Genomic DNA, 23,877 nt, shown 5'->3' with positions numbered 1-23,877 from the left:
GTGTTTTGTTTTGGGCGTTGCCCGGCATCAGCCATTGGCCGCGTCGTCGCCGGGCCATTCGGCCTCCTGCAAAGCGCGCCACATCACCTTGCCGGTCGGCGAACGGGGCAGCGCTTGGCAGATCTCGACGACCTGCGGGACCTTGTAGGCTGCCATGTTGTCGCGACACCACTGGCGGATATCCGCGCCGTCGACCCGCCCCACGGCCTCGTCGACGAGTACCACACAGGCCTTGACGCTCTCACCGCGGCGCGCGTGCGGCGTAGAAATGATGCAGGCTTCGCGGATATCCGGGTGTCGATACATCAGGCTTTCCACCTCGGCTGGCCATACCTTATAGCCCGAGGCATTGATCATGCGCTTGACCCGATCGACAAGAAAGAAATATCCCTGCTCGTCGTAGTAGCCGATATCACCGGTCCGGAAGAACGGGTGCCCGTCGATATCGATGAAGGCGGCCTCGGTTGCCTCGGGCCGGCGCCAGTAGCCAATGAACACCTGGGGCCCGCGGGTAACGATCTCGCCGACCTGATTCGGACCCAATTCCGCCAGCGTCTCGGTATCGATAATGCGTGAATCCACATCGAACACGGGAATGCCCAGACACTGTGGCTTGGGCCCGTCGAACGGGTTGATATGCGTCCCGGCGATGGTCTCCGACAACCCGTAGCCCTCGATATAGCGCAGGCCCGTCAGCTTGAAGAGCTTCTCCGAGACGGCCTCGGGCATGGCCGCGCCCCCACCGCCGATGTTCTCCAGGCTCGACAGGTCGAAGCGCTCGATCTCCGGATCGGCGAGCATGTCGATGGCCATGGTCACGATATTGGTCCAGCGGGTGATTCGATAACGCTCGATCAACGTCGCAGCCGTGCGCCGTTCCCAGCGCGTCATCAGAACCACTGTCGAGCCGATGAAGATCGGCGCGTTCATGCCGTTCTGCATGCCGGTGACATGAAAGTACGGCAACGTGGCCAGCGACTTGCCTTCCGAGGTGCTACGGCTCCAGTAGACACTTTGCACCGCGGTGGCCATGACCGTGCCATGCGTGTGCATGCAGCCCTTCGGCGCACCGGTGGTACCGGAACTGTAGGGCAGCACCGCCAGATCATCGGGTCCGACGGTCAGCTCGCCCGGTACGTGCCCGGCCGCGATCGCCGCCGACCAGTGGATGGCGTTGCCGGCATCGATCGGCGTGGCGGTGGCCGCGACCTCGGCCGGCAGATCCAGATCGGTCTCGCCGGAGACGTAATCACCGTAGGTGGCCACCACGGCATGCGCCAGCCGGCCGGATTCGAGCAGCGGCGCCACCGCTTCGAAACGTTCCTGGCCGCACAGACACAGGGTGGCGTCGGTATCCTCGGCATAGTGCTCGAGCTCGACGCTGCGGTTCATCGGGTTGACCGGGACCACCACGGCGTTGGCACGCAGTATTGCGTAGTAGCCGATCACGAACTGCGGTGCGTTCTGCATGAACAGCAGCACCCGATCGCCGGCGGCCACGCCGCGCTGCTGGAGATAACCCGCCAACGCCTGAACCTCGGCGTCGAGCTGGCGATAGCTCAACGGCGTGTCGTAATAGATGATGGCCGGCCGCTCGGGATAGCGCAGCGCTGAGATGGCAAGATTGCTATAGAGGCTGGTCTGCGGCAGGCCCAGATGATGGGGCAGGCCTTCAGGCCAGACGGCATGATGCCGGTCGAACATGGCAACGATCTCCTCGAATCAGGTCAATGGCGGCTCGCTCGTATCGGGCGTCGCGTTGTGGTGTGCCTGTTGCCCACGATCTGTAGCCGATACATTCGATGGCCTCAAACTCTGGCAGCAAGTCTGCAGGCCGTCAAAATTTCCTGAAACGCCGTTTCGAAAATTACCCGGTCGCCCCTTGAGCGCGCTTGCCCGTGTTCAGCGTCATCGGCTCGGCGCCGGCCAGTTCGGACAGCATCGCTTCGTTGCAGCGGGTGCCATGAAGCGGCATGGCCGAGACGAACCCGTCGCGTAGCGCCACCACATCGGCGTCGACATCCACCACCGCGCCGGTATCGCGCTGGAAACTCAGCCAGTGATAGGCCAGCCCGCGTCCGTCCGCGCCTTCGATAAGATGCGGGGCGCGGATCGACCCGCCGACCTGTCGGGTGAATCTCAGCCCGGCCACCGCCTCGGGCTCGATCATCGGGAAATTGATGTTCCAGCAACAGCCGAACCGCGTTCGCTCCGCCCAGAGCCACTCGATCGCATTGGCCGCATACGCCGAGGTCACGCTGAAATCCACCGCGTCCCGGCGATGAAACGCCTGGCTCAGAGCGATGGCATCCAGGCCCAGATGATTGGCGGCCAGCACCGCGCCCACCGTGCCCGAGTACATGACCGAGTCGGACAGGTTGGCCCCCCAGTTGACGCCCGAGAGCACAAGATCCGGCGGCGTGTCGGTGAAAAACTCGGCCATTGCGTACATCACGCAGTCCGCCGGCGTACCGGTCACGGCATAGCGGTTGTCGCCGTAGCGACTCAGCCGCAGCGGGTTATGCATCGAAATACCTTGGCCCACGCCGCTCTGGTCGCCCAGCGGGGCGATCGTGACGACGTCATCGGCCAGCTCGGCCGCGATCGCCTCGGCGATCTTCAACCCCGGCGCATCGATGCCGTCGTCGTTGGTTACCAGCACACGTTTCAGACGTTCCATTCAATACTCCGGCTCACGGCGTCGGCCGCCGTTAGGCCCGGCGGTTGCGGGCCAGGGTTAGACAATGGTGTTCCATATCAGGCCTCAGCATAAGACAGGCGGTATGCCCGACAACTGGAACCAGCCCCGGGCACACACGCACAGGTCAGTGCTTGAGCGCCACCCGAGCCGATACCGGCCCGGCTCTGGCGCGGCATGTTCAATCGAAGCGTTGCGCCACGGCCCAGCCACGCTCGGCGATCAGGCCGGCGCGCTCGCCGACCTGTAGCGCATCGGCGTTGCTGGCATTGCCCTGCAACGCGCGCGCATACACCCCCTGCAGGATCGCGGCGGTCCGATACAGGGCGAACGCGACGAATACCGGCCAGTCGTCGATGGCTGGAATACCGCGTTGCTGACAATAGCGGGACAGCTGAGAGGCTTCGTCTGGAATGCCGTGCGCAGCCAGATCCAGCCCGTCAATGCCCTTCACGCCGGCCACGCCGTGCGGCAGATAATACGGCATGCACGCATAGGCCAGATCTGCGATCGGATGACCGATGGTGGCCAGCTCCCAGTCCAGAATTGCGGCCACGTTGGACAGGTCGGGGGCCAGAAGCAGATTGCCGATACGAAAATCGCCGTGCGCGATCGCGGGCCGCGTGTCGGCCGGAATATGATCGCCCAGCCATTGCCCAAGCTGATCCATGGCCGGATCGGTCGCCTGAGCGGAAGCCTCGTACTGGCTACGCCAACGCTCGATCTGGCGTTCGACATAGCCGTTCGGCCGACCGAAGGTCGTCAGCCCCGCCGCTTCCACGTCGACAGCATGCAGTGCGGCCATCGTATCGACCAGCGCGTGATACACGCGCCGTCGATCGGACGCGGCCAGCGCCGGCAGGGCCGGCGCGCTGAACACCCGCCCGGCCACGTAGTCCATCACATAGAACGGCGTGCCGATGACGTCGGCGTCGTCGCAGTACAGCCGCATGGTCGGCACCGGCACATCCGGGGCGTTGGCCAGAGCGGACATGACCCTGTATTCGCGATCGATGCGGTGCGCCGAGGGCAGGATTTCGCCGGGTGGCTGCTTGCGCAATACGTAGCGCCGCTGACGCTCGCCGGTGCCTGTCTCCAAGAAGTAGGTCGGGTTCGACTGACCGCCCTGGAACTGACGCACGCTCAACGTGCCGTCGAGCAGGTCGTGGCGTGCCAGATGGGCGGCCAGGGCGTCGAGATCGATACGATGCGCAGACCGGATATCCACGATCTCCGGTGCGCCGCTGTAACTGACGTCAGCCATGATCAGCAGATGGTTTCGCCGCCGTCGGCGACCAGGGTTTGACCCGTGACATACGCGCCCGCCTGACTGGCCAGAAACACCGCCACGCCGGCAATGTCGTCCGGCTCGCCGATCCGGCGCACCGGGGTTCGCTGCTCGGCCTGCGCCAGCCGTTCGGGATCGTCCACCAGCGCCTTGGCGAAGTCGGTGCGTACCAGACCGGGCGCGATGGCGTTCACGCGAATGTTCTTCGGCCCCCACTCGACGGCCAGATTGCGTGCCAGTGCGGCTTCGGCCGCCTTGGATACGCCGTAGGTGCCGATGACCGGATTGCCGCGAATACCGGCGATCGACGACAGCACGACCACGTTGCCGCCGCCGTTAGCCGCCATGCCGGGCAGCACCATGTTGCACAGCCAGAAGGTGCCGCGGACGTTGGTCTCCAGAATCTTGTCCCACGCCTCGTCGGGCATTTCCGACAGCGGTCCGTAGACCGGGTTGGTCGCCGCGTTGCAGACCAGGATATCGATACGCCCATAATGCTCGGTCGCGCTGTCCACCAAATTCTGCAGGTCGGCTTTCTTGCCGACATGGCAGGCGATGGCGATCGCATCGGCGCCGCTCTTCCTGAGCTCGTCAGCCACCGTTTCGCAGGCGTCCTGCTTGCGGCTGGACACCACGATCTTGGCGCCATGTGCGGCCATCTGATGGGCGATCGCCCGGCCGATACCGCGGCTGGAGCCGGTGATGACCGCGACCTTGCCGGTCAGGTCGAACAGATTCGCCATGATTGTCTCCTGTTACCCGCGGCGCACGCTGGGCACGACGCGGGGTAGGTGTTGTCGAATGCGCGCCGCCCCGAAAGCCGGGGTGGCGCCAAGTACGGGGCCTGCTGGCTGCCGGCCGCAATCGGAGCGCTACTCGCCGCGTTCGTTGCGCTGACGGCGCATCTCCAGCTTGGCGATGGTGTCCAGGTGCACCTCGTCAGGCCCGTCGGCTAGACGCAGCGTTCGTACGCCCGCCCAGGCCGAGGCCAGGAAGCTGTCCTGACAGACGCCCATCGCGCCGTGGACCTGAATGGCTCGGTCGATGACCCGCAGCGCCATCTCGGGGGCGATGACCTTGATCATCGCGATTTCCTGGCGTGCCTGTTTATTGCCGACCTCGTCCATCATGCGGGCGGCCTTGAGGGTCATCAGCCGTGCCTGATCGATTTCGATACGCGAACGCGCAATATCCTTGCGGATGGAGTCGAACTCGGAGAGCTTGCGGCCGAAGGCCTCGCGCTCGTCGGCGCGTGCACACATCGCCTCGAGTGCACGCTCGGCCAGGCCGATCGTACGCATGCAGTGATGAATCCGGCCCGGTCCGAGTCGGCCCTGAGCGATCTCGAAGCCGCGCCCTTCCCCGAGGATCAGGTTGGCTGCGGGCACGCGCACATTGTTGTAGTGGATCTCGGCATGGCCCTTGGGCGCATGATCGTAGCCGAACACATGCAGCGCGCGTTCGATCTCCACGCCGGGCGTGTCTAAGGGCACCAGAATCATCGACTGCTGCTGGTGCTTGGCCGCGGACGGATCGGTCTTGCCCATGACGATGGCGATCTTGCAATTACTGGCCATGGCACCCGACGACCACCACTTGCGCCCGTTGATGACGTATTCGTCCCCGTCGCGCTTGATCTCGGTCCGGATATTGGTGGCATCCGATGAGGCCACGTCGGGTTCGGTCATCGAAAAGCAGGACCGGATCTCGCCGTCGAGCAGCGGCTGGAGCCACTGCCGCTGCTGCTCCCGACTACCGTAGCGGGTGAGCACTTCCATGTTGCCGGTATCCGGCGCGCTGCAATTGAACACGATCGGCGCAATCGAGGAGCGGCCCATGATCTCGCAAAGCTGGGCATAGTCGTGATTCGACAGCCCGGCACCGTACTCGCTCTCCGGCAGGAACAGGTTCCACAACCCCTGCGCCTTGGCCTTGGCCTTGAGCTCGTCGAGAATCGCCGGCGGCGTCCATCGATCGGACGACTCGGCCTGCTGACGGGCATATTCCGCTTCGGCGGGATATACATGGGCATCCATGAATGCGAGCAGCTGGGCGCGCAGTTCCTGGGCACGATCGGATAGCGCCTGCATGGGATCTCCTTCGTTGTAAACGGGGCTCGGCGAGCGAAGGACGAGACGGCCGTGTGGTTCGCGGCTCGGGCGGTCCATCCGCTGTGGCGATGAACCTGACACAGCTTCCTAGGACCGTCAATTTTCGAAATGCAGTTCCACAGCGGCTGCCGAACGAACGTTCGATTTATCAACGTTTCGGCGCCGGTCACGCGCGCCGCAGGCAAGCTGTGATGTGCGGGTCCTGCGCGTCGATCGCTGCCGGCCCAACGGCTGCGGCCATTACTCGTCCGGTTCGAACCGTGCCGTGGCAAGCGCGCTGGACAACCGTCAGAGCACGGTTGGCGCGCCGGCGCGGGGGGTTGCGCGACACGACCCGTCGCGTCGTCCCAGCGTATGCGACATAGGTCGCACACGCCGACGCGGGCGTCGTGCACCGGATCGCCCGGTGGACCTCGATGTACGCCCTGTCACGGGCGTGAGTGCGAACAAACCCGGGCGTCGGGGTTTGCGCACCGCATTGCCGAGGCCGTTCGGCTACGGTATACAGTCGGTCGCCGGTGTCCCATGGACCGAGAGCGCGCTATGACGCTCGATACCCGGCAATGACCCGTCAAGCGAAACCGAGGAGATTCATGAGATCACGTCTGATCAAGTCGTTCGTGTGCGCCGCCGTGGCGGCCACGAGCCTGGCCGTCTGCGCGGCCGACGATAACAACGCCATGCCCGACTCGATGGTATGGACGGCCTACAACGTCGGCTCGGCCGGGTATGCGAATGCCTCGGCGATTGCGGATGCGTTCGGACGCAAATATGGCACCCGTATCCGAATCCAGCCCTCAAGCACCGCGATCGGCCGGCTTCAGCCGCTGGTTTCCGAGCGCGCCAATCTCGGCTTTCTGTCGACGGGCACCTTCTTTGCCACCGAGGGTATCGTCGATTTCTCGGAAAAACGCTGGGGTCCTCAGGACCTGCGTGTCGTAGCCGGCAAGGTCGCTGCCTTCGGTATGCCGACCGCCGCCGATGCGCATATCGACACCATCGCCGACGTGGCGGGCAAACGCCTGGCTTATGTGGCCGGTAATCCGTCGGTCAACGTCAAATGCGACGCCGTGCTCGCGTTCGCCGGACTGGATCGCAGCGACGTGAAGATCGTGATGTTTCCCACGTACACGGCGGCCATGAGCGCACTCAAGCAGGATAAGGCCGATGCCACCTGCACGCTGACCACACCGAGCCTGATGTACGAGCTGGCCGAATCCCCGCGCGGCATCCACTGGCCACAAATGCCGGCAAGCGACACCGCTGCCTGGGCACGCGTGCAGAAAATGGCACCCTATGCCAGCCCCTATACCGAGACCGTGGGCGCCGGCGTATCGGCCGACCATCCGGTCGAGCTGATGGGCTATCGCTACCCCCAGATCGTGGTGCGTGCCGACGAAAGCGAAGACTATGTGTACCAGGTAATCAAAGGCCTGGACGAGACATTCGATATTTATCGCAACGTCACCGCAGCCATGCCACGCTGGGCTCTGGACAAATCCGGCCATGCGCCGATGGGGGCACCTTTTCACCCGGGTGCGATCCGCTACCTGAGAGAAAAGGGCATCTGGAACGCGGACGATCAGGCCTGGCAGGACAAGCGTCTGCGGCGTCTCAACGCGCTGCGGGAGGCATGGCAGCAGACCATGGACACCCACGGTGACGAACCGGACGACGCATTCGCCCAGGCCTGGCAGGCCAAGCGTCGCCAGGTCATCGATTCGCTCTGATATTCACGCACACCGGTACGGCCATGGCAGGCGCACGCGATCCGGATTTCGATCCGCGACATCATCGAATGACCCGTCAGCGCTGGTTCGAGGATTTCGAGATCGGAGAGCGCTATATCCTGCCTAGCCGTACTGTGACCGACGCCCAGTTCGCGGCGTTCCAGGCATTGTCCGGCGACAACCATCCGATTCACTACGATGCGCCGTTCTGTCGCGCCCATGGGCATCCCGACCTGCTCGCCCACGGCCTGCAGGTTCTGTGCTTCACGGCCGCCGGTGCTGGACGGTTTCCGCATGAAGTCAGCGATTCCCTGATCGCGTTTCTGGACCAGTCCTCACGCTTCGCGGCCCCGGTGTATCTCGGCGATACGCTCTATCCGACGCTGACAGTCGCCCAACGGGTGCCCCAGCGGACGACCGGCGTATTGACCATGGCCTCACAGATCCACAATCAGCACGGCGTGATCGTGCTCGAGGGCCAGCAGCGGTATCTCGTGCGCATGCGGCCCGTGGTCTAGGGCTTCGGCGCGCTACCGTTCGGGCTCAGGCCGCGTCGGACTCGAACGGCACGCCTTCCGGACCTTCGCTTCCGGTGCGGAAACGGAAGGTTCCTTCGCCCATGGCCAGCAGCCGATCGTCATCGGCCAAGATATCCACACTGGCATTGAAGATCCGGCGACCGCCTGCCCGGCGACGGGCAATGGCGCGGATATAGCCGACCCCGGCCTGGCCGGTATAGGTTGTGGTCATCGACAGGGTGACCACTTTGCGAATCCGATCCGGGTACGGGCAGTAGCTGCCGGCCGCCGATCCGGCGATATCCAGCAGCGAGGCGAGGATGCCGCCATGGGTGATGCCGGCCAGATTCAGGTGCTCGGGCCGTACCTGCATGCCGATGACGGCGCGTTCCGGGCCCCATTCCAGAAACTCGAATCCGAGCACGATCGCGAACCCTCGATCGTACTTCGCGGTGGCCTGGGCCATTGACAATTGGGTCATGAAAACAGCGGTGAATCGGATCAACCGCCCAGTGTATACGGTTTACGCCCCGCCGCCGACCACGAGCTCGCGCACCTGATCCACCACCGCCTTCAAGCGCGGCCCTAGGTTTTCCACCATCACCTCACGGGTCAATCGCAAGGCCGCCCCGCCACAGTTGAAAGACACGACACGCTGGCCGTTTTCAAGCACCAGCGGCACTCCGACGCCGCTGATATCGCGGCTCCACTCACCGACGGTCATGCAGAAGCCGTACTGGGCATAATCGGCATAGGCCTGCTCGAGCGACTCGCGGATTGCCGGCCAATCGCTCGGATTGTCGGCTTCGATGAGCTCGTAATACGGCTTGCGCTGTGCCGGCGGGGTGGCCGCCAGGAAGGAGCGGCCCATGGCAGAGTGCGCCATCGGCACCCGGGAGCCGACCTGCAGGCGCAGGATCAGTGGCCCCGGCCCCTGGCAGGTTTGCGTATAGGTGATCTGACTGCCTTCCGGCACGCCGAGTGCGATCATGCAGTCGGTCGCATCGGCGAGCTCCTGCATGAACGGGCGCGCGATACTGCCCACGCCTTCACTGGCCAGATATCGATAGCCGAGATCCAGCACCCGTGGCCCGAGCCGGTATTTTTCCAGCTGCGGCATATAGATCAGATAACCCAACTGGGTCAGCGTCGCGGTCAATCGGGAGACCGTCGGACGCGGGATATCGGTGCGCAGCGCAAGCTCCGCGTTGCCGAGATACTCCGACGCATCGCCGAAACAGCGCAGCAGCTCCAGCCCGCGCGCCAGGGCGGTGACGAAATTATGGCCCTTGGCCTTCGTCCCCGTTTTCAACTGCGTCTTGCGCATGGACATGCTGCTCCCGACAAATTTCCGATCACGGCATCCACGCTCTGATCGGGCAATACCGCTTTTTCAACGCTGTCGTACAAACGAGCTGCGGTCACTGGACGACTGCGATGCGGAACAGTAGGCATTTTTCGCGCCGGAGGCCACTCGCCTGACCGCACGGCATCGGCCCTGACGTCGGAAAACTTGCCGGCTCAAACAAAAACCGTACTGTTTTTAAAAGACAATTACCGACTAAAGCAACCTCTGACGGGGACGCGTGCGTGACCCGCGTGCGCGCCTGTCGCATTCCACATAACGGAATAGCATCATGGAACGCGCGCCGTGGAGAGCGTACAGCCCGCCCGTGCGCCGTCAACGCGCGCGCGTCAGACGATCGGCCGGCGTCGGCGCACGGCCGCTCACCAGACGCGCAATCGCCACGCGATCACCCAGGAACTGTTCGACCCGAACGCGGCCGACTCCCTCACCGGGCTGCCAGACCGCACTCTGCCCCCCGCCCATACGGATCAGCGTGCCCTCGTCGTGGACGGTGAGTTCGTCGCCGACCTGCAATCCTGCGGCAGAGCCCGCGCTCAGGTAGAACGCATCCCCGCTGTTCTGAAACACATGGGTGAACCAGGGCGCGACTTCGAGCCGGGCCTGGGCGGCATCGAGCAGACGCTCGACGGGCACGGATACGTCGTCGCCCGCCCCCGGTCGCCATTTCACCGCCCGAGGCTCGTATTCCATGCCGAAATCGGTGTCGATCATCCGGGTGGACAAGGTAGCGAATTCGCCGTCCTTGCTGTCTTCCACGCTCGCACGGATGAGCAGGCGCACACCGGGATAGACTGCCAGCGTCTGGAGACAGGCCCGGGCATCGGCCTGGCGGCAAGGCTGGCTGCCCGCGATGGCGTCGTAGACGATCTCAGAAGCGATCACCGTCATGCCACGACTGGCCGCCCGCTGGCGAATACGTGAAACCAGCTCATAAGCAGCCGGGTCGTTCCGATCGTCCGGATCCACGATGACGGCGATGGCCGGCCGCAGCGCCGACGACGCGCCGACTGCGGAGGCGGTCGAGGCCGACACACCGGCCGTTCCGGCCGACGCGGAGGCCGACGGCGCCCCGGTATCGGCGATGGCCGGCGCAGCCCGCGACGAGCGACCGTCGGCCTGCTCGGCCGGCCGTCCCGAACGGGCTTCGGCAATCCAGCGTTCCCAGAAGGGTTGACTCCAATCGGTCTGCTGGTAGCCGAACGCCGCGTCCGAGTCGATCATGGCGAAGTCGTCGCCGTCCTCGGTCACCGGACCGCCCTGCACAGCACAGCCGGATACGACCGCGGCCAGACAGACGGCCGGTATCGCGAGATGGCGGGCGTTGACCAAGCGTTTCACGAACCTCTCCTTGAATATCCGGGCGCGCCAGACGTGTTCAGAACTTGACGCCGATATTGACGCTGCCGGCCATCACATCATCTTCGGCGAACGCACCGCCGTTCGGCGTCGCACCGAGCAACGAGTTGCCGGTGAGCGCGCCGACATCGTTCTTCTCCAGCAATCCGAGGGTCGCCCAGGTACGGAAGACCGCGTTGTACTGATAGCTCAGTTCGACATCGTAGACCATGCTGGAGTCGCTGCCACCGCCGAGGCTGTCACCCACATCGATATCGAGCAGCCCGACCGAGCCGCCGAACGTGAGCTTGGGCGTGATGTCGGCCGTCAGGTTAGCAATATAGAGCGACTGGTCGAAACCCTTGCGCCCGAGAAAACCGCCCATGTTATAGACACTGGTCGGATTGGCCGTGGACTCCGGGTTGGAGTTGATCAGGCTCGAATAGGTATCGAAACCCGAGGAGATCAGGCCACCATCCTGCGCGCCCACGTACTGGAAGCGGGCCTCGTAGCGATCGAACTCGGTGCCGATACGGAAATACTCCGACCAGCCTGCGTCGGTGAAATAATCACCGTCCTCGGGCGTGGGGCTGCTTACGTGGCTGCCATCGAAGTAGTTGAAGCCGGTCTCGATCTGGAACGGGCCGATCTTGCCGGTCACGTACGGCGAAATCGCCTTGGCGTTGTCGAGCACGTAGGGCTGGCTGCCCTGTGCCAGTAGCGGGTAGTCCGCAATGCTGCCCTGATAGTTGTCGAGGTAGTACAGGAACAGAAAGCCGCCGGTAAAACCGGTATCGAAGATCGGCGTGACGAAGCCCGGAAAGAACTGATCTCCGTTGTCGATCGAGGCGAAGGAGGTATCGTCGTTGCGCCGGTCATAGCCGATGAACGCACTCACCTTGCCGAAACTGCGTGCAACGAAGATACGGTCCCGACGGTCGTCGCAGACCAGAAAACAGTTGTTCCAGTTGGATTCCTGCCGCCCCACCCGAAGCAGGGTCTTGCCCAGCGGAACCTGTACGAAACCGATGTCCAGACGAACATTATCGCCCCGGTTGCTGGGATTGAACGCGCGATCCGCGGTCGTGGTGTAGTCACGGTTGTCGCCGGACCAGCGGTCACCGGCCAGCTCCAGCCGGGTATGGACCTCGACCCCCGTCTCTTCGTGCTTGAAATCCGCGCCCAGGCGCAGGTACTGGGCAAAGCCGGTGTCGCTGCCGGCATTGCTTTCATCGTTGGTGTCGAATGAGTCGGACTCGGCATAGAAGCCGGTCGCCCGGTAGTCGATATTGAAATCGGTCTTCATGGCCAGCGCATTGGCCGAAAACAGGGTGAGCGTGCTCGTGGCCAGAGCGGCCACGAGGCTCGCCGCACAGGACACGGTTCGACGGCCGCTCGTGGCACACCACGGCGTTTGATTGTTCGACATCCCAACTCCTCCCAGAATTATTATCGTTGTCGCCTGCACAACCCGCGGCCGGACCAGCCCGGTTATATCGTTTCCGGCTGGGCAAGATTCGCGATTATCGGAGTACGGCCGTCGTGCGTGCTGGCGCGGCACGGGCGGCTGCCAAAGCAGCCTCCAAACGTAACCAGCGTTATATTTCAATCCCCTGTCGCGTCGCCGCGAAGGCGCGCCGTTATTTTGATACGGGATTTCATTTTTCTTGGCAAGCCATTTAATAGCACCGGCCAAGCAAACGACATCCATGCATAACGAATACCCGTGTCAAGGTCTCGCTATTTAACACAAGCATTTGATTTTATTTTAAATATATCGTCTTCCGCTGGTCTTGTCCGATCATACGACATTGGTCTAATTCGACCCGCCAACGGCCTGCTGTTTGAATGTATGCGCCCGCTCGTATGTGCGTCCCATACATCGACCGGCAAGCCCACGATTACCCGCTGACTCGATCCGTCGTATGCGCTGAAGATGCGGCATCGGTTGCCAGACCGACGCCACGGGGCAGGCCACCGCCGTTCGAACAGAGCGACACGGCGGAGACCGTCGCCGGGCGTCAGTGGCCGGCCGAATGAGCACCTTGCACACGCAGTGCCGCCTGCATGCGGTACAGCGCCCATGCGGCGAGTACGAAGGCGAGCGCGAGCGCCGCAAACGCGCTGTCGAAGCCGGCCTCGAAAGCGTCCACGCTTTCCACGCGGTAGCCCGGGCCCATCGCATGGAAATCGCTGGCATATTGGGCAATCACGGCACACAGGTTGATCCCGATCGCCCCGCCGATCTGGCGCGCGAAGTTGATGATGCCCGAGCCACGATCCAGCAGCGCAGGCCCGAGCAGCGACAGGCCGGCGGTGGTCACCGGCGGCATCATGAGCCCGATCCCCAACCGCCCGAGTGCACTCCACAGGATCAGCCACAATCCAGCGGTCGTCGGGCCGGCCAGACACAGCAGCACGAGGCTGGCCACGAATAGCAGCATGCCGGCCGCGATGACGCGCGCGACCGGTGCTCGGTCGGTCAGATGCCCGGCGATCGGGAAGATGAAGGCCATGGCCAGCCCCGCGGGGACCAGGGTCAGCCCCGCAGCGGACGCACTCATTCCGGCCACCTGCTGAAAATAAAGCGGCGTGAGGTAGGTACTGGCGAACAGGCCGGCTCCCATGGCCATCGACAGCAGAAAGCTCGCACCGAAGCCCGGCTCCCGAAACACCGCGAACTCGAACAACGGATTGTCCGCGCGTCGTTGCCATCCGACGAATAACGCCGCCAACAGGGCACCGCCGGTCAGGGCTGCCCACAGTACCGGATCAGTCAGGCCGCGCCGATGCACAGAGGCCAAAGCCCATAGCGAGGTCACCAGCGTGGCGCTCAACAGAACCAACCCCGGCAGATCGGGCCGGGGCGTATTGCGCCGATGCCGGCCCGGCAGGAAACACCACGCCATGCCGGTCGCCAGCAGACAGGCCGGAATCACCACGAAGAAGGTCGCACGCCAAGACACCGCATCGACCAGAATCCCGCCCAGCGCCGGCGCGATGGCCGGGCCGAGCACCACGCCCATGCCGTAGATGCCCATCGCCTGGCCGCGGCGCGCCACCGGAAACACCTGGAACACCGCCACCAGCGCATGCGGCTGGATCATACCGGCCATCAGCCCTTGAAGCACGCGCGCAGCGACGAGCACACCGAACTGCGTGCTCGACCCGCCCACGATCGAGGCGGCGATGAAACATGTCATCGCGATCGCGAAGGCCCCGCGCGAGCCGAACCGCGACACGGCCCATGCATTGAGGAGCATGCCGACCGTCATCGCCGCTAGAAAACCGGTCGCCAGCCAGTGGACCTGGTCCTGGGCGACCGCGAACTCCTGCATGATCGCCGGTACGGCGACGTTGATGATCGTCGAGGCCAGGATCACCGAGAAAGTGCCCAGCATGACGGTGGTGGTGACATACCAGCGATAGCGCGACCCGAAGCGCTCGAACAGTGTGTCGAGCGTCGGCGGCGCGTATCGGCGGTCGCGCATCACATGCGACCCGGATCAGTTGCGGGTGGGATCGTCACCGACGCGAACCAGCAGTTTGCCGCGGTTGCGGCCGGACAACAGGCCTTGAAACGCATCGACGGCGTGCTCCAGCCCGTCGACGATATCTTCCTGATAACGCACTTTGCCGTCGCGTACCCAGGCACCCATGTCCTGCACGAAATCGGGCTGCCGATGACGATAGTCGAACTGGATGAAGCCCTTGAACAACAGACGCTTGACCAGGATCCGGCCCATCAGCCCAGGCAGACGATCGGGCCCGTCCGGCGCGCCGCTGTCATTGTAATGGGCGATCCGTCCGCATACCGGAATCCGGGCGAAATCGTTGAACAGATCGAGCACGGTGGTGAACACCTTGCCGCCGACGTTCTCCCAATAGACGTCCACTCCGTCCGGACAGGCAGCGGCCAACTGCTCGGCGAAATCGTCGTCCTTGTAATTCACGCAGGCATCGAAGCCATAGGTCTCGACCACATGCCGGCATTTGTCGTCGGCGCCGGCGACACCCACCACACGACACCCCTTGATACGCGCGATCTGGCCCACCACCTGGCCGACCGCGCCGGCCGCCGCGGATACGACCACGGTTTCGCCGGCCTGCGGCTTGCCGATCTCCTCGAGCCCGGCATACGCCGTGAAGCCGGGCATGCCGAGCACACCCACCGCGGTGCTGATCGGGGCCACAGCCGGATCCAGCTTGCGTAGCGTTTTGCCGGCCACCGCCGCGTAGGCCTGCCAGCCGCCCGGCGCAAGCACGAAATCGTCCTCGGCGAACTCAGGATGGCGTGAAGCCACCACCTGGCCGACGGTCTGGCCTTCCATCACGGCCCCCACCTCGACGCTGGCCGCATAGGACTTGGCTGCACTCATACGACCGCGCATGTACGGGTCCAGAGACAGGTAGATCGTACGCACCAGCACCTGCCCGTCCTGCGGCTTCGGCATGGCGGCTTCGCGCAGCGGCAGGTGCGTGGCGTCGGGCATGCCGTCCGGACGTTCGGCAAGGATGATCTGTCGGTTCATGGTCATAGGCTCTGGCCTCGTGGCATCGAAAAGGGGCGCTCAAGGCGCCCCGGCGTGGTGGATCGGCGATCGCGGTGTCTATTCGTCGATATCGGATTTTCGCTTGAGCTCGATCTTGCCGTCGACGACTTCGGCGATCTCGACGTCGACCGCCAGATTGCCGGAGTCGGTGATTTTCTTCACGTCGTACGGATTTTGTTCGATCGGCAGATCGGCCAGCGCCTCGGGGATCGCCGCTCGGATCGCCTTCGGATCGTCGACGCTGCCAGCCGCCTGCATTGCGCGGGCGATCAGATGCAGCGCGAAGTAGTTGTAAGCGGTCTCCGAGGTCGGCAGACCGTCGTGGTCGGCCTTGAACTTCTTCACGAAAATCGGCGCACCGGGATTGGTGGATTCGGCCAGTGGCGTTACACCGACCGCGCCCTCGACCGCATCCATGCCGCCGGCGACCTGCGCGACCTCATCGATCTTGGCCTGATCCATGATCACGAAACCACCCTCAAAGCCCAATTCGCGGGCCTGGCGCACCACCAGGCCGGTCGGCTCGGAGGCACCGCCGACGAACAGTACGTCGGGATCGGCAGCCAGCACCTTGCTCACGCCGGTATAGAAATCCGCCGACTTGTTGTAGTCCATCGGGTTGCTGGCCACAACTTCGCCGCCAGCGGCTTCCCAGGCCGGCACGAACGCCTTGGTCCAGTATTTGGCGTAGTCGTGCGTGGCGTTGGCCACGGCCAGTTTCTTGCCGAAGCGCTGCATCTCGATATTCACGAACGGCTTGATGTAGTCGGTGAAATTGGGCGGAATCTTGACCGTGAGCTTGTTGCCCTTCTCGGTCACCGACGGGATCGAGGTATAGGACATCACCAGGAAGTTGTCGCGCTGGTTGAACGCCTGCAGCGCGAATGTGCCCCCCGAATGCGGCACGAACACCACCGGCGCGTGGTATTGCTGAACCAGCCGTTTGCCATTGACCGCCGACTGGCTGGGTGCGTACTTGTCGTCCAGAGAGACCAGATTGATATCGTAGGACTGTCCGTCGACTTCGATACCGCCCGCCTCGTTGATCTCGGCGGCCGCCATCTTGAGCCCCTCGAGCGTATTCTGGCCATACAACGCGGCGCCGCCGGACAGCGGGCCGGTGAAGCCGATATTCACCTCGGCGGCCTGCGCGAGACCGGCCGTGCCCAGGCCAAGGACGGCGGTGACCGCACCTACACCGATTGCCCGGCGGATGATTCGGTTGAGCTTCATGATCGTGTCTCCCCTTCTCGGTTTTTGTCGTGACGTAATGTGTCCTACCGCAGCCCGGTGGCCTTCAGGCACCGATATAGGCACGCCGCACCGCTTCGTTGCCCAGCATTTCGTCACGATCGCCGGACATGACCAGGCGGCCGTTTTCGATGACATAGGCACGGGTTGCGATCTTGAGTGCGGCGAATGCGTTCTGTTCGGCGAGCAGCACGGTGGTGCCCTCGCGATTGATTTCGCTGACGGTGGCAAAGACCTGCTTGACCACCAGCGGCGCCAGGCCTAGCGAAGGTTCGTCGAGCAGCAACAACTTCGGCCGGCCCATCAGGGCCCGGCCGAGTGACACCATCTGCTGCTGGCCACCAGACAGCGAGCCGGCCGCTTCGTCCTTCTTCTCCTCGAGAATCGGGAACATGGCCAGTACATGTTCGAGCGTGCGTTTCATGCCCGCCCGGTCGCGGCGATGAACATAGCCACCGAGCATGAGGTTCTTGGCCACCGACATGTCCGGGAACAGCTTACGGCCTTCCGGACACTGCACCACACCGGCCTGGACCAACGCCGACGGGCGCGCACCGGTCACCTCGCGGCCATCGACCCGGATATGGCCGGCCGCCGGCTTGAGCAGGCCGCTGATGGTGTTGAACAGAGTGGTTTTGCCGGCGCCGTTGGCGCCCAGCAGCACAACCAGTTCGCCGGCGGCGATCTCCATGGATACGCCGTCCAGCGCCTTGAAACTGTCGTATCGGGCGTCGACATTCTCAAGCGTCAGCATCTTCATCGCTCCCGAGGTAGGCTTCGATGACCACCGGATCACGGCGTATCTGCTCCGGCGTGCCGGCGGCGATCATCTCGCCGTGATCCAGCACCAGGATCTGATCGGCCAGTGCCATGATCATGTCCATCTTGTGTTCGATCAGACATACGGTGATGCCGTGGTCGACCATCTTGCGAATCATCGCCGCCAGGCTGTCGGTTTCTTCCGGATTGATGCCGCCGGCCGGCTCGTCGAGCAGGACCAGCTCCGGATCGGTGGCCAGCGCCAGTGCGAACGCCACCCGTTTGCGCTCCTCCTGGCTCGTATCGGCGATATACCGCTGGCCAAGATGCGACAGGCCTACGAATTCGAGTGTCTGTTCGGCCTTGTCCCGGCAGCGTTTTTCGTCGCGGCGAAGCCGTTTGGAGTTGACGATCACATCCCACAGACGGGCTTCGGTCCGCAGACGATGACCGACGATGAGGTTGTCGAGCACGGTCGACTCCTCGAACAGCATGGTCGTCTGGAACGTGCGTGCGATGCCCAGCCGGGCGATCCGGTCGGGCGCCAGGCCCGCGATATCGGTGCCCTTGAACTCGATACGTCCGGCCGACGGCGCCATCGCACCGGCGACCAGATTGAAAAAGGTCGTCTTACCCGCTCCGTTGGGCCCGATGATGGCATTGATCTGGTGGGCGCCGAACTCGATGCTGACATCGTTGACCGCCGCCAACCCGCCGAATCGTTTGGTCAGCGATTCGATTTTAAGCATGATCCCGGCCCTCCGAGGCGCGCGGGGTGCTCCGGGCTGTGGAGACCGGCGACGAGCGCGCCGGCACGGTTGCCCGGCGTGCCGCGCGCCGAGCGCGCCACGCCAGGAAGCTGCCCACGATACCCTTGGGGAAGAAGATCACGAGCAGGACGAGCATCGGCCCGAAAATGATCATCCGGTACTCCTCGAACGACTGCAGCCACTGGGTCGCCCAGGTGATGATGAGCGTGCCGACGATCGGGCCCATGAGCGTGCCGATCCCGCCGACCAGAAGATAGGCGATCATGTCGAAGGTATGCAGGATGTCGGCTTCGGCCGGGCCGATGAAGCGTACGACCCCGGCATAGAGCGCACCCGCGAGCGCCGCATAGATGGTCGACAGCACGAAGGCCAGCACCTTGTTGCGCATGAGATTGATGCCCAGCGAGGCGGCCAGGTCGTCGCTGATACGGATCGCCCGGAAGGTGCGACCCAGCAAGGATTCAGAGATGCGCCGCGTCAGCCAGACCGCGACCACCAGAAAACCGAGCACGAGATAGTAGAAATCCAGCGTGCGGGCGAAATCGAATACGCCGAAGCCTTCCGGCGGCGCGATGTTGATGATCCCCAGGGTGCCGTGGGTCAGCGCCCCCCATTTCTCGATCAGGATATAGATGATGAAACCCACGCACAGCGTGAAGATCGCGAAGTAGTGTTCTTTCAAGCGCAGCGAGATCAGGCCGACCACGAGCCCGAACACGGCACCGGCCACGCCGGCGGCCATAAAGGCCGGCCAGAACAGCCAGGCATGGTCCACGGTGAGAATCGCCACCGTGTAGGCGCCGATGGCAAAGAAGCCGCCATGGGCCAGATTCAGCTGCCCGCAGTAACCGGTGATGATGTTCATGCCGTAGACCGCGATCGCCCACACGAAGGCCATCGCCATCACATAGATCTGGTATTCGCCCGGGGCAACGAACGGATAGACGATCGCCAGGCCCAGCAGCAGCCAGCGCATCGCCGAACTGGTCAGGAAGTTCGTGACGGCGTTCATCAGCGCACCCCCCGCGTGAACAGTCCGGTGGGCTTGATCGAGAGTATGGCCACCAGCAAACCGAAGGCGATCAGGTCCTTATAGTCGTTGGACAGATAGAACCCCCCGAGCGCTTCGGAAAAGCCGATGATCAGCCCGCCGATGATCGCCCCCGGAATACTGCCCATGCCGCCCAGGATGATGATCACGAACGCCTTGAGCAGCACCAGATTGCCCATGGCGGGATAGACCAGGTTGATCGGCGCGAACAGCGTGGCCGCGATTGCGGCCAACGCGCCGGCGATGGCGAACGTCATCATCGCCACGCGGTTGGCGTCGATGCCCACCAGAAAGGCCCCCTCCCGGTTCTGCGCCATGGCGATGATGGTCGATCCGGTCATGGTCTTCTTCAGATAGAGATGCAGCCCGGCCATCAGCGAAAACGCGCCGACGATGATCAGCAATCGCTGGGCCGGCAGCGTCAGCCCGGCGAAATGGAAGATCTCCGTATAAGGCGTCGGCAGACGCCGGAAATCAGCCCCCCAGACCATCTGCACCACCGCTTCGAAAAACAGCAATATGCCGATCGCCGCGATCTTGTCGTGGATGGGCGGAGCGTTGCGCAGCGGGTGGAATACCAGCCGCTCACAGACGACCGACACCATGGCCACGACCGCCGCTGCGACCACCATCGCCACCCAGTAGTTCAGGCCGATATCGACCATGGCGAAATACGCTACGTACGCACCGATCATGTACAGCGCGCCATGGGCGAAATTGGGGACGTGCAGAATGCCGTAGACGAGCGTCAGGCCGAGGGCAACCAGGCCATAGATACTGCCGAGCGTCAGGCCGTTGAGCACCTGCTGAAGGAACAGTTCCAAGACGTATTCTCCTCGACGGGCGGGCTAGCCGGCCGTCGCGACGACATCGCCATGAACATGGCGCTCGCCGGAGACCGGAATACATCGAACGGCGTGCGCGGCAACATCGGCCCCGGCCGACGTGTCGAGCCGGCCCACCGGCCTGGATGAACCGTTTGCACACACGCACACGGCGGCATGACGCTTTGCCATCTCAGATCTCCTCCATCGATCCGTGGTCGGTCGCGGACGGCCCGATCTGCGCCGGTTGTCCTCGCCGCCTGTTCTTTCGTTGCCGTCAACGCTGCCACGCCGCCCCATACCCGTCAATAGGATTTTGAAATCTCGTTTCATTTGAATGAACCATCAAACCCGGCGGACTCGATCCATAAATTTCTCTTTTGATTACCGATAATTAACGATCATTCAAAACGTCTTAAGACCACGCTGGCGCGACAATCGCGGGCACCGGTGCTGTCGGATGAACCCCATCGAGTGCATCGCATTCGCCCCCGAACGCGCGGATGTCGCGGGGTCCAACATGCGTTTTTCGGCGGGTGGCTGCTAAACCGCGAACCTCGACCAATGTCTAACCCGTGGAGACAGGCCGAGACGTGTGCCGGCCGGCGCGCAGCGATTGCTGGATTCGAATTGCGCAACGCCCGTGCGAAACCCTATTTCGCCGTCAATTGACGCCCCGCGCGCGAGCGGTAGAATCCGGATAAAACGGGGAGCAACACAGTGCAGAGATTTTCCGAGCGCAGCGTCATCGTCACCGGCGCGGCAAGCGGTATCGGCCGTGCCTGCGTGGCACGATTCGCCGAGGAGGGCGCGACCGTGATCGCGGTCGATCGCAATACCGAGGCACTGGCCGATGTGTTCACTGGCCTGCCTGTGGCCGGCACGACACACGAGCGACACGGCGTCGATGTCCGCGACGAACAGGCCATCGCCGCACTGGTTGCCCAACTGGTGGAACGACACGGACGTATCGACGTGCTGTGCAACAACGCCGGCGTGGCCGGCGGCGATTACTCGCCGATAACCGACAACGACAGCCAGACCTGGCGCGACGTCGTGGATGTCAATCTGCTGGGTACGATGTATCTGACCCGCGCGGTGGCGCGCGTGATGTGCGGCGCTGGTCGCGGTGCGATCGTCAACACGGCCTCGGTGGCAGGCCTGCGCTCCGGCGCCGGCGGCAATGCCTACAGTGCATCGAAAGCCGCGATCATCAATCTCACCCAGACCAGCGCCTGCGACCTGGGCAGCTACAACATCCGCGTGAACGCGGTCTGCCCGGGCCTCGTGCGGACGGGCATGACCCAGCGCGTGTTCGACTACGCCGAAGCCCATGACAAGACTCACAAACTCGGAAACCGATGCGAGCTGGGGCGCTATGGCCGCCCGGAAGAGATCGCCGCGGCCATCGCGTTTCTGGCTAGCGACGATGCCAGCTATATCACCGGTCAGATCTTACCGGTCGACGGCGGCAACAGCAGTTCGCTGAACATGCCGGGGATGAAGGTATAGCTGGCGACCCGGCAGACAGCTTCGGGCATCTGCTCGTCCGGTCCGGCAGTAACTAAGGTTGGGCTGGCATGAATTATCGTTTGTTCATTTACTCCGCGAATCGCATAGAGTGATCGGGCATCGATACCGCGAGACGATTCCCCGGAGCCAGTAACGGCGGCATACGTGCATTGCACAAGCCGAAAACGTAAAATGGCGTTTCATTTTGAACGATGCGCGGTATTCCGGACGCGCCCGCGCTCCGGTGGCGTTAAAGTGTCGTCGATTTGATCGGTGCCATTTTCTCTAGCGACGAGCATTTAACACGATGACTGAACAAGAACGCGATGTAATGGAGTACGACGTGATCGTCGTCGGTGCGGGCCCGGCGGGCCTGTCGGCGGCGATGCGGATCAAGCAAAAGGATCCGGAGCGCAACGTCTGTGTGCTGGAAAAGGCATCCGAAGTCGGTGCGCAGAACCTGGCCGGCGCGGTCATCGAAACCGGCCCGCTGGACGAGCTCATTCCCGATTGGCGTGACGATCCGCCGTCGATCTGCGTAAACGCGGCCGACGACGAGTTCTGGATGCTCAAGGCCGATGGCGCCACCAAGATGCCCACACCGCCGCAGCAGAACAACCACGGCAACGTGATCGTCTCGCTGGCCAACATGATGAGCTGGATGGCGCCGAAGGCCGAGGCGCTCGGGGTCGAGATTTATCCCGGCTTTTCCGCTGCCGAGGCCGTCTTCGACGAAAACGGCGCGGTCAAGGGTGTGCGTACGCCCGATATGGGGCTCGACCGTCAGGGCAATCCCAAGGATGGCTACACGCCCGGCATCGAAATCCACGCACCGATCACGATCTTTGCCGAGGGCTGTCGCGGCAACTGCACCAAGCAGCTGATCAAGAAATTCGAGCTGGACAAGGACTGCGATCCGCAGACCTACGGCATCGGTCTGAAAGAACTCTGGAAGGTTCCTGAAGGCCAGTGCAAGCCCGGGTTGATCCAGCACACGATCGGCTGGCCGCTGTCCAACGACACCTACGGCGGCAGCTTCATCTATCACCTGGATGACAATCGCATCGCCATCGGCTTCGTGGTCGGGCTCGATTATGAAGACCCGCGCTTCAAGCCGTTCGAGGCGTTCCAGCAGCTCAAACAGCATCCCAAGATCAAGCCGCTGCTCGAAGGCGGCGAGATCGTCTCGGCCGGCGCGCGGGCCTTGGTCGAAGGCGGCTGGCAGTCGCTACCCAAGCTGGAAATGCCCGGCGCGGTAATCGTCGGCGATGCCGGGGGCACTTTGAACGTACCCAAGATCAAGGGTATCCATACCGCCATGAAGAGCGGCATGATCGCCGCCGATCACGTCATCGAGACCGGCAAGGTCGACGGCTATGATGCCGCACTGCGCGCGTCCAGCGTGGGCGCCGAGCTCAAGAAGGTGCGCAACATCCGACCCGGTTTCTTCAAGGGCAAATGGGTCGGGCTGATGAACGCCGGCTGGGAAACCGTCGTGGCCGGCAAGTCGCCCTGGACACTGCACAACCACGCCGACTGGCGCGCGACCAAGAAACTCAGCGAACTCGAAGACCAGACGCCGGACGAAGCGCAGGGCTATGTGAAGCGGGATCTGCCGCCCCGCGACCGGCTCGCCTCGGTATATTTCGCCCAGACCGAACACGACGAGGATCAGCCCGTCCACCTGCAGATTCTCGAGCCGGATATCTGCACCACGCGCTGTACCGAAGAGTACGGCAATCCCTGTACCCGGTTCTGCCCGGCCAATGTCTATGAGATGGTCGACAACGAAGCCGGCGAGCAGGAACTCAAGATCAATGCAGCCAACTGTGTCCACTGCAAGACCTGCGACATTAAGGATCCGTATCAGATCATCAACTGGGTGACGCCGGAAGGCGGGGCCGGCCCCAACTACTACAATATGTAGCGGCGGGAGGCCATGGAGGCGAGATGCAGGCGTTCGGTATACAGTGTACGATTGCTCGATCCGGCCTTGCATCTTTGAATCACGCACCGGTGGGCGAGCTCGATCGCAACCGGTCCATCACGAATAAAAGGTGGCTATGAAAGTACTTGTGAGCATCAAGCGCGCGATCGACTACAACGTG

The 23,877-nt window shown here is 63.4% G+C and carries 20 protein-coding genes; 4 read left to right on the top strand and 16 right to left on the bottom strand.

What is annotated here, in order from left to right; all coding sequences use genetic code 11:
* Positions 1 to 27 precede the first annotated feature (27 nt).
* The 5 genes from T31B1_RS16950 to T31B1_RS16930 form a co-directional block, all read right to left on the bottom strand.
* Positions 28 to 1,704, bottom strand: a complete 1,677-nt coding sequence (locus tag T31B1_RS16950) for a long-chain fatty acid--CoA ligase (RefSeq protein ID WP_353250722.1) — start codon at positions 1,702 to 1,704, stop codon at positions 28 to 30.
* Between the two features lie 163 nt (positions 1,705 to 1,867).
* Positions 1,868 to 2,680, bottom strand: coding sequence for a 5'/3'-nucleotidase SurE (gene surE, locus T31B1_RS16945; RefSeq protein ID WP_353250721.1), 813 nt, complete (start codon positions 2,678 to 2,680; stop codon positions 1,868 to 1,870).
* A gap of 199 nt (positions 2,681 to 2,879) precedes the next feature.
* Entirely contained in the window at positions 2,880 to 3,962 is a 1,083-nt protein-coding gene (locus T31B1_RS16940; RefSeq protein ID WP_353250720.1) for a phosphotransferase family protein, read from the bottom strand.
* A gap of 2 nt (positions 3,963 to 3,964) precedes the next feature.
* Entirely contained in the window at positions 3,965 to 4,729 is a 765-nt protein-coding gene (locus T31B1_RS16935) for an SDR family NAD(P)-dependent oxidoreductase (protein WP_353250719.1), read from the bottom strand.
* A 129-nt stretch (positions 4,730 to 4,858) separates the two neighbouring features.
* Positions 4,859 to 6,076, bottom strand: coding sequence for an acyl-CoA dehydrogenase family protein (locus tag T31B1_RS16930; protein WP_353250718.1), 1,218 nt, complete (start codon positions 6,074 to 6,076; stop codon positions 4,859 to 4,861).
* A gap of 614 nt (positions 6,077 to 6,690) precedes the next feature.
* On the opposite strand from T31B1_RS16930, the gene T31B1_RS16925 reads away from it, so the two are divergent.
* The gene (locus tag T31B1_RS16925) at positions 6,691 to 7,827 is read left to right on the top strand and encodes a TAXI family TRAP transporter solute-binding subunit (protein WP_353250717.1); all 1,137 of its coding nucleotides are present in this window, start codon (positions 6,691 to 6,693) and stop codon (positions 7,825 to 7,827) included.
* 23 nt (positions 7,828 to 7,850) lie between these two features.
* Entirely contained in the window at positions 7,851 to 8,345 is a 495-nt protein-coding gene (locus T31B1_RS16920; protein WP_353250716.1) for a MaoC family dehydratase, read from the top strand.
* A 25-nt stretch (positions 8,346 to 8,370) separates the two neighbouring features.
* Here T31B1_RS16920 and T31B1_RS16915 read toward each other — a convergent pair whose 3' ends face one another.
* The 11 genes from T31B1_RS16915 to T31B1_RS16865 all read right to left on the bottom strand — a co-directional run bounded on the left by T31B1_RS16915 (position 8,371) and on the right by T31B1_RS16865 (position 20,257).
* On the bottom strand, positions 8,371 to 8,826 hold the full coding sequence (locus tag T31B1_RS16915; protein ID WP_353250715.1) for a PaaI family thioesterase: 456 nt from the start codon (positions 8,824 to 8,826) through the stop codon (positions 8,371 to 8,373).
* 42 nt (positions 8,827 to 8,868) lie between these two features.
* Positions 8,869 to 9,672, bottom strand: coding sequence for an IclR family transcriptional regulator (locus T31B1_RS16910; RefSeq protein WP_353250714.1), 804 nt, complete (start codon positions 9,670 to 9,672; stop codon positions 8,869 to 8,871).
* A gap of 354 nt (positions 9,673 to 10,026) precedes the next feature.
* On the bottom strand, positions 10,027 to 11,052 hold the full coding sequence (locus T31B1_RS16905; RefSeq protein WP_353250713.1) for a hypothetical protein: 1,026 nt from the start codon (positions 11,050 to 11,052) through the stop codon (positions 10,027 to 10,029).
* Between the two features lie 37 nt (positions 11,053 to 11,089).
* Positions 11,090 to 12,478 carry a hypothetical protein gene (locus T31B1_RS16900; RefSeq protein ID WP_353250712.1) on the bottom strand — a complete coding sequence of 463 codons (1,389 nt, stop codon included), beginning with the start codon at positions 12,476 to 12,478 and terminating at the stop codon, positions 11,090 to 11,092.
* Between the two features lie 592 nt (positions 12,479 to 13,070).
* Positions 13,071 to 14,540: a DHA2 family efflux MFS transporter permease subunit gene (locus T31B1_RS16895; RefSeq protein ID WP_353250711.1), complete on the bottom strand. Its 1,470-nt coding sequence runs from the start codon at positions 14,538 to 14,540 to the stop codon at positions 13,071 to 13,073.
* A gap of 15 nt (positions 14,541 to 14,555) precedes the next feature.
* Positions 14,556 to 15,587, bottom strand: coding sequence for an NADPH-dependent curcumin/dihydrocurcumin reductase (curA, locus tag T31B1_RS16890; RefSeq protein ID WP_353250710.1), 1,032 nt, complete (start codon positions 15,585 to 15,587; stop codon positions 14,556 to 14,558).
* Between the two features lie 72 nt (positions 15,588 to 15,659).
* Positions 15,660 to 16,835: an ABC transporter substrate-binding protein gene (locus T31B1_RS16885; protein WP_353250709.1), complete on the bottom strand. Its 1,176-nt coding sequence runs from the start codon at positions 16,833 to 16,835 to the stop codon at positions 15,660 to 15,662.
* A 64-nt stretch (positions 16,836 to 16,899) separates the two neighbouring features.
* Positions 16,900 to 17,607 carry an ABC transporter ATP-binding protein gene (locus tag T31B1_RS16880; RefSeq protein ID WP_353250708.1) on the bottom strand — a complete coding sequence of 236 codons (708 nt, stop codon included), beginning with the start codon at positions 17,605 to 17,607 and terminating at the stop codon, positions 16,900 to 16,902.
* Entirely contained in the window at positions 17,594 to 18,361 is a 768-nt protein-coding gene (locus tag T31B1_RS16875; protein WP_353250707.1) for an ABC transporter ATP-binding protein, read from the bottom strand. The genes T31B1_RS16880 and T31B1_RS16875 overlap by 14 nt, the downstream gene beginning before the upstream one ends.
* Entirely contained in the window at positions 18,354 to 19,394 is a 1,041-nt protein-coding gene (locus tag T31B1_RS16870; RefSeq protein WP_353250706.1) for a branched-chain amino acid ABC transporter permease, read from the bottom strand. The genes T31B1_RS16875 and T31B1_RS16870 overlap by 8 nt, the downstream gene beginning before the upstream one ends.
* On the bottom strand, positions 19,394 to 20,257 hold the full coding sequence (locus T31B1_RS16865) for a branched-chain amino acid ABC transporter permease (RefSeq protein WP_353250705.1): 864 nt from the start codon (positions 20,255 to 20,257) through the stop codon (positions 19,394 to 19,396). The genes T31B1_RS16870 and T31B1_RS16865 overlap by 1 nt, the downstream gene beginning before the upstream one ends.
* Positions 20,258 to 20,977: 720 nt before the next feature.
* Between T31B1_RS16865 and T31B1_RS16860 the strand changes: the two genes are divergently transcribed.
* Both T31B1_RS16860 and T31B1_RS16855 read left to right on the top strand, forming a co-directional pair.
* The gene (locus T31B1_RS16860) at positions 20,978 to 21,769 is read left to right on the top strand and encodes an SDR family NAD(P)-dependent oxidoreductase (protein WP_353250704.1); all 792 of its coding nucleotides are present in this window, start codon (positions 20,978 to 20,980) and stop codon (positions 21,767 to 21,769) included.
* Positions 21,770 to 22,076: 307 nt separating this feature from the next.
* Entirely contained in the window at positions 22,077 to 23,696 is a 1,620-nt protein-coding gene (locus T31B1_RS16855; protein WP_353250703.1) for an electron transfer flavoprotein-ubiquinone oxidoreductase, read from the top strand.
* Positions 23,697 to 23,877: the final 181 nt, after the last annotated feature.

Origin of the sequence: Salinisphaera sp. T31B1, from assembly GCF_040361275.1 — a bacterium.
Taxonomy (GTDB): domain Bacteria; phylum Pseudomonadota; class Gammaproteobacteria; order Nevskiales; family Salinisphaeraceae; genus Salinisphaera.
This window is presented reverse-complemented; position numbering and strand designations above follow the sequence as displayed.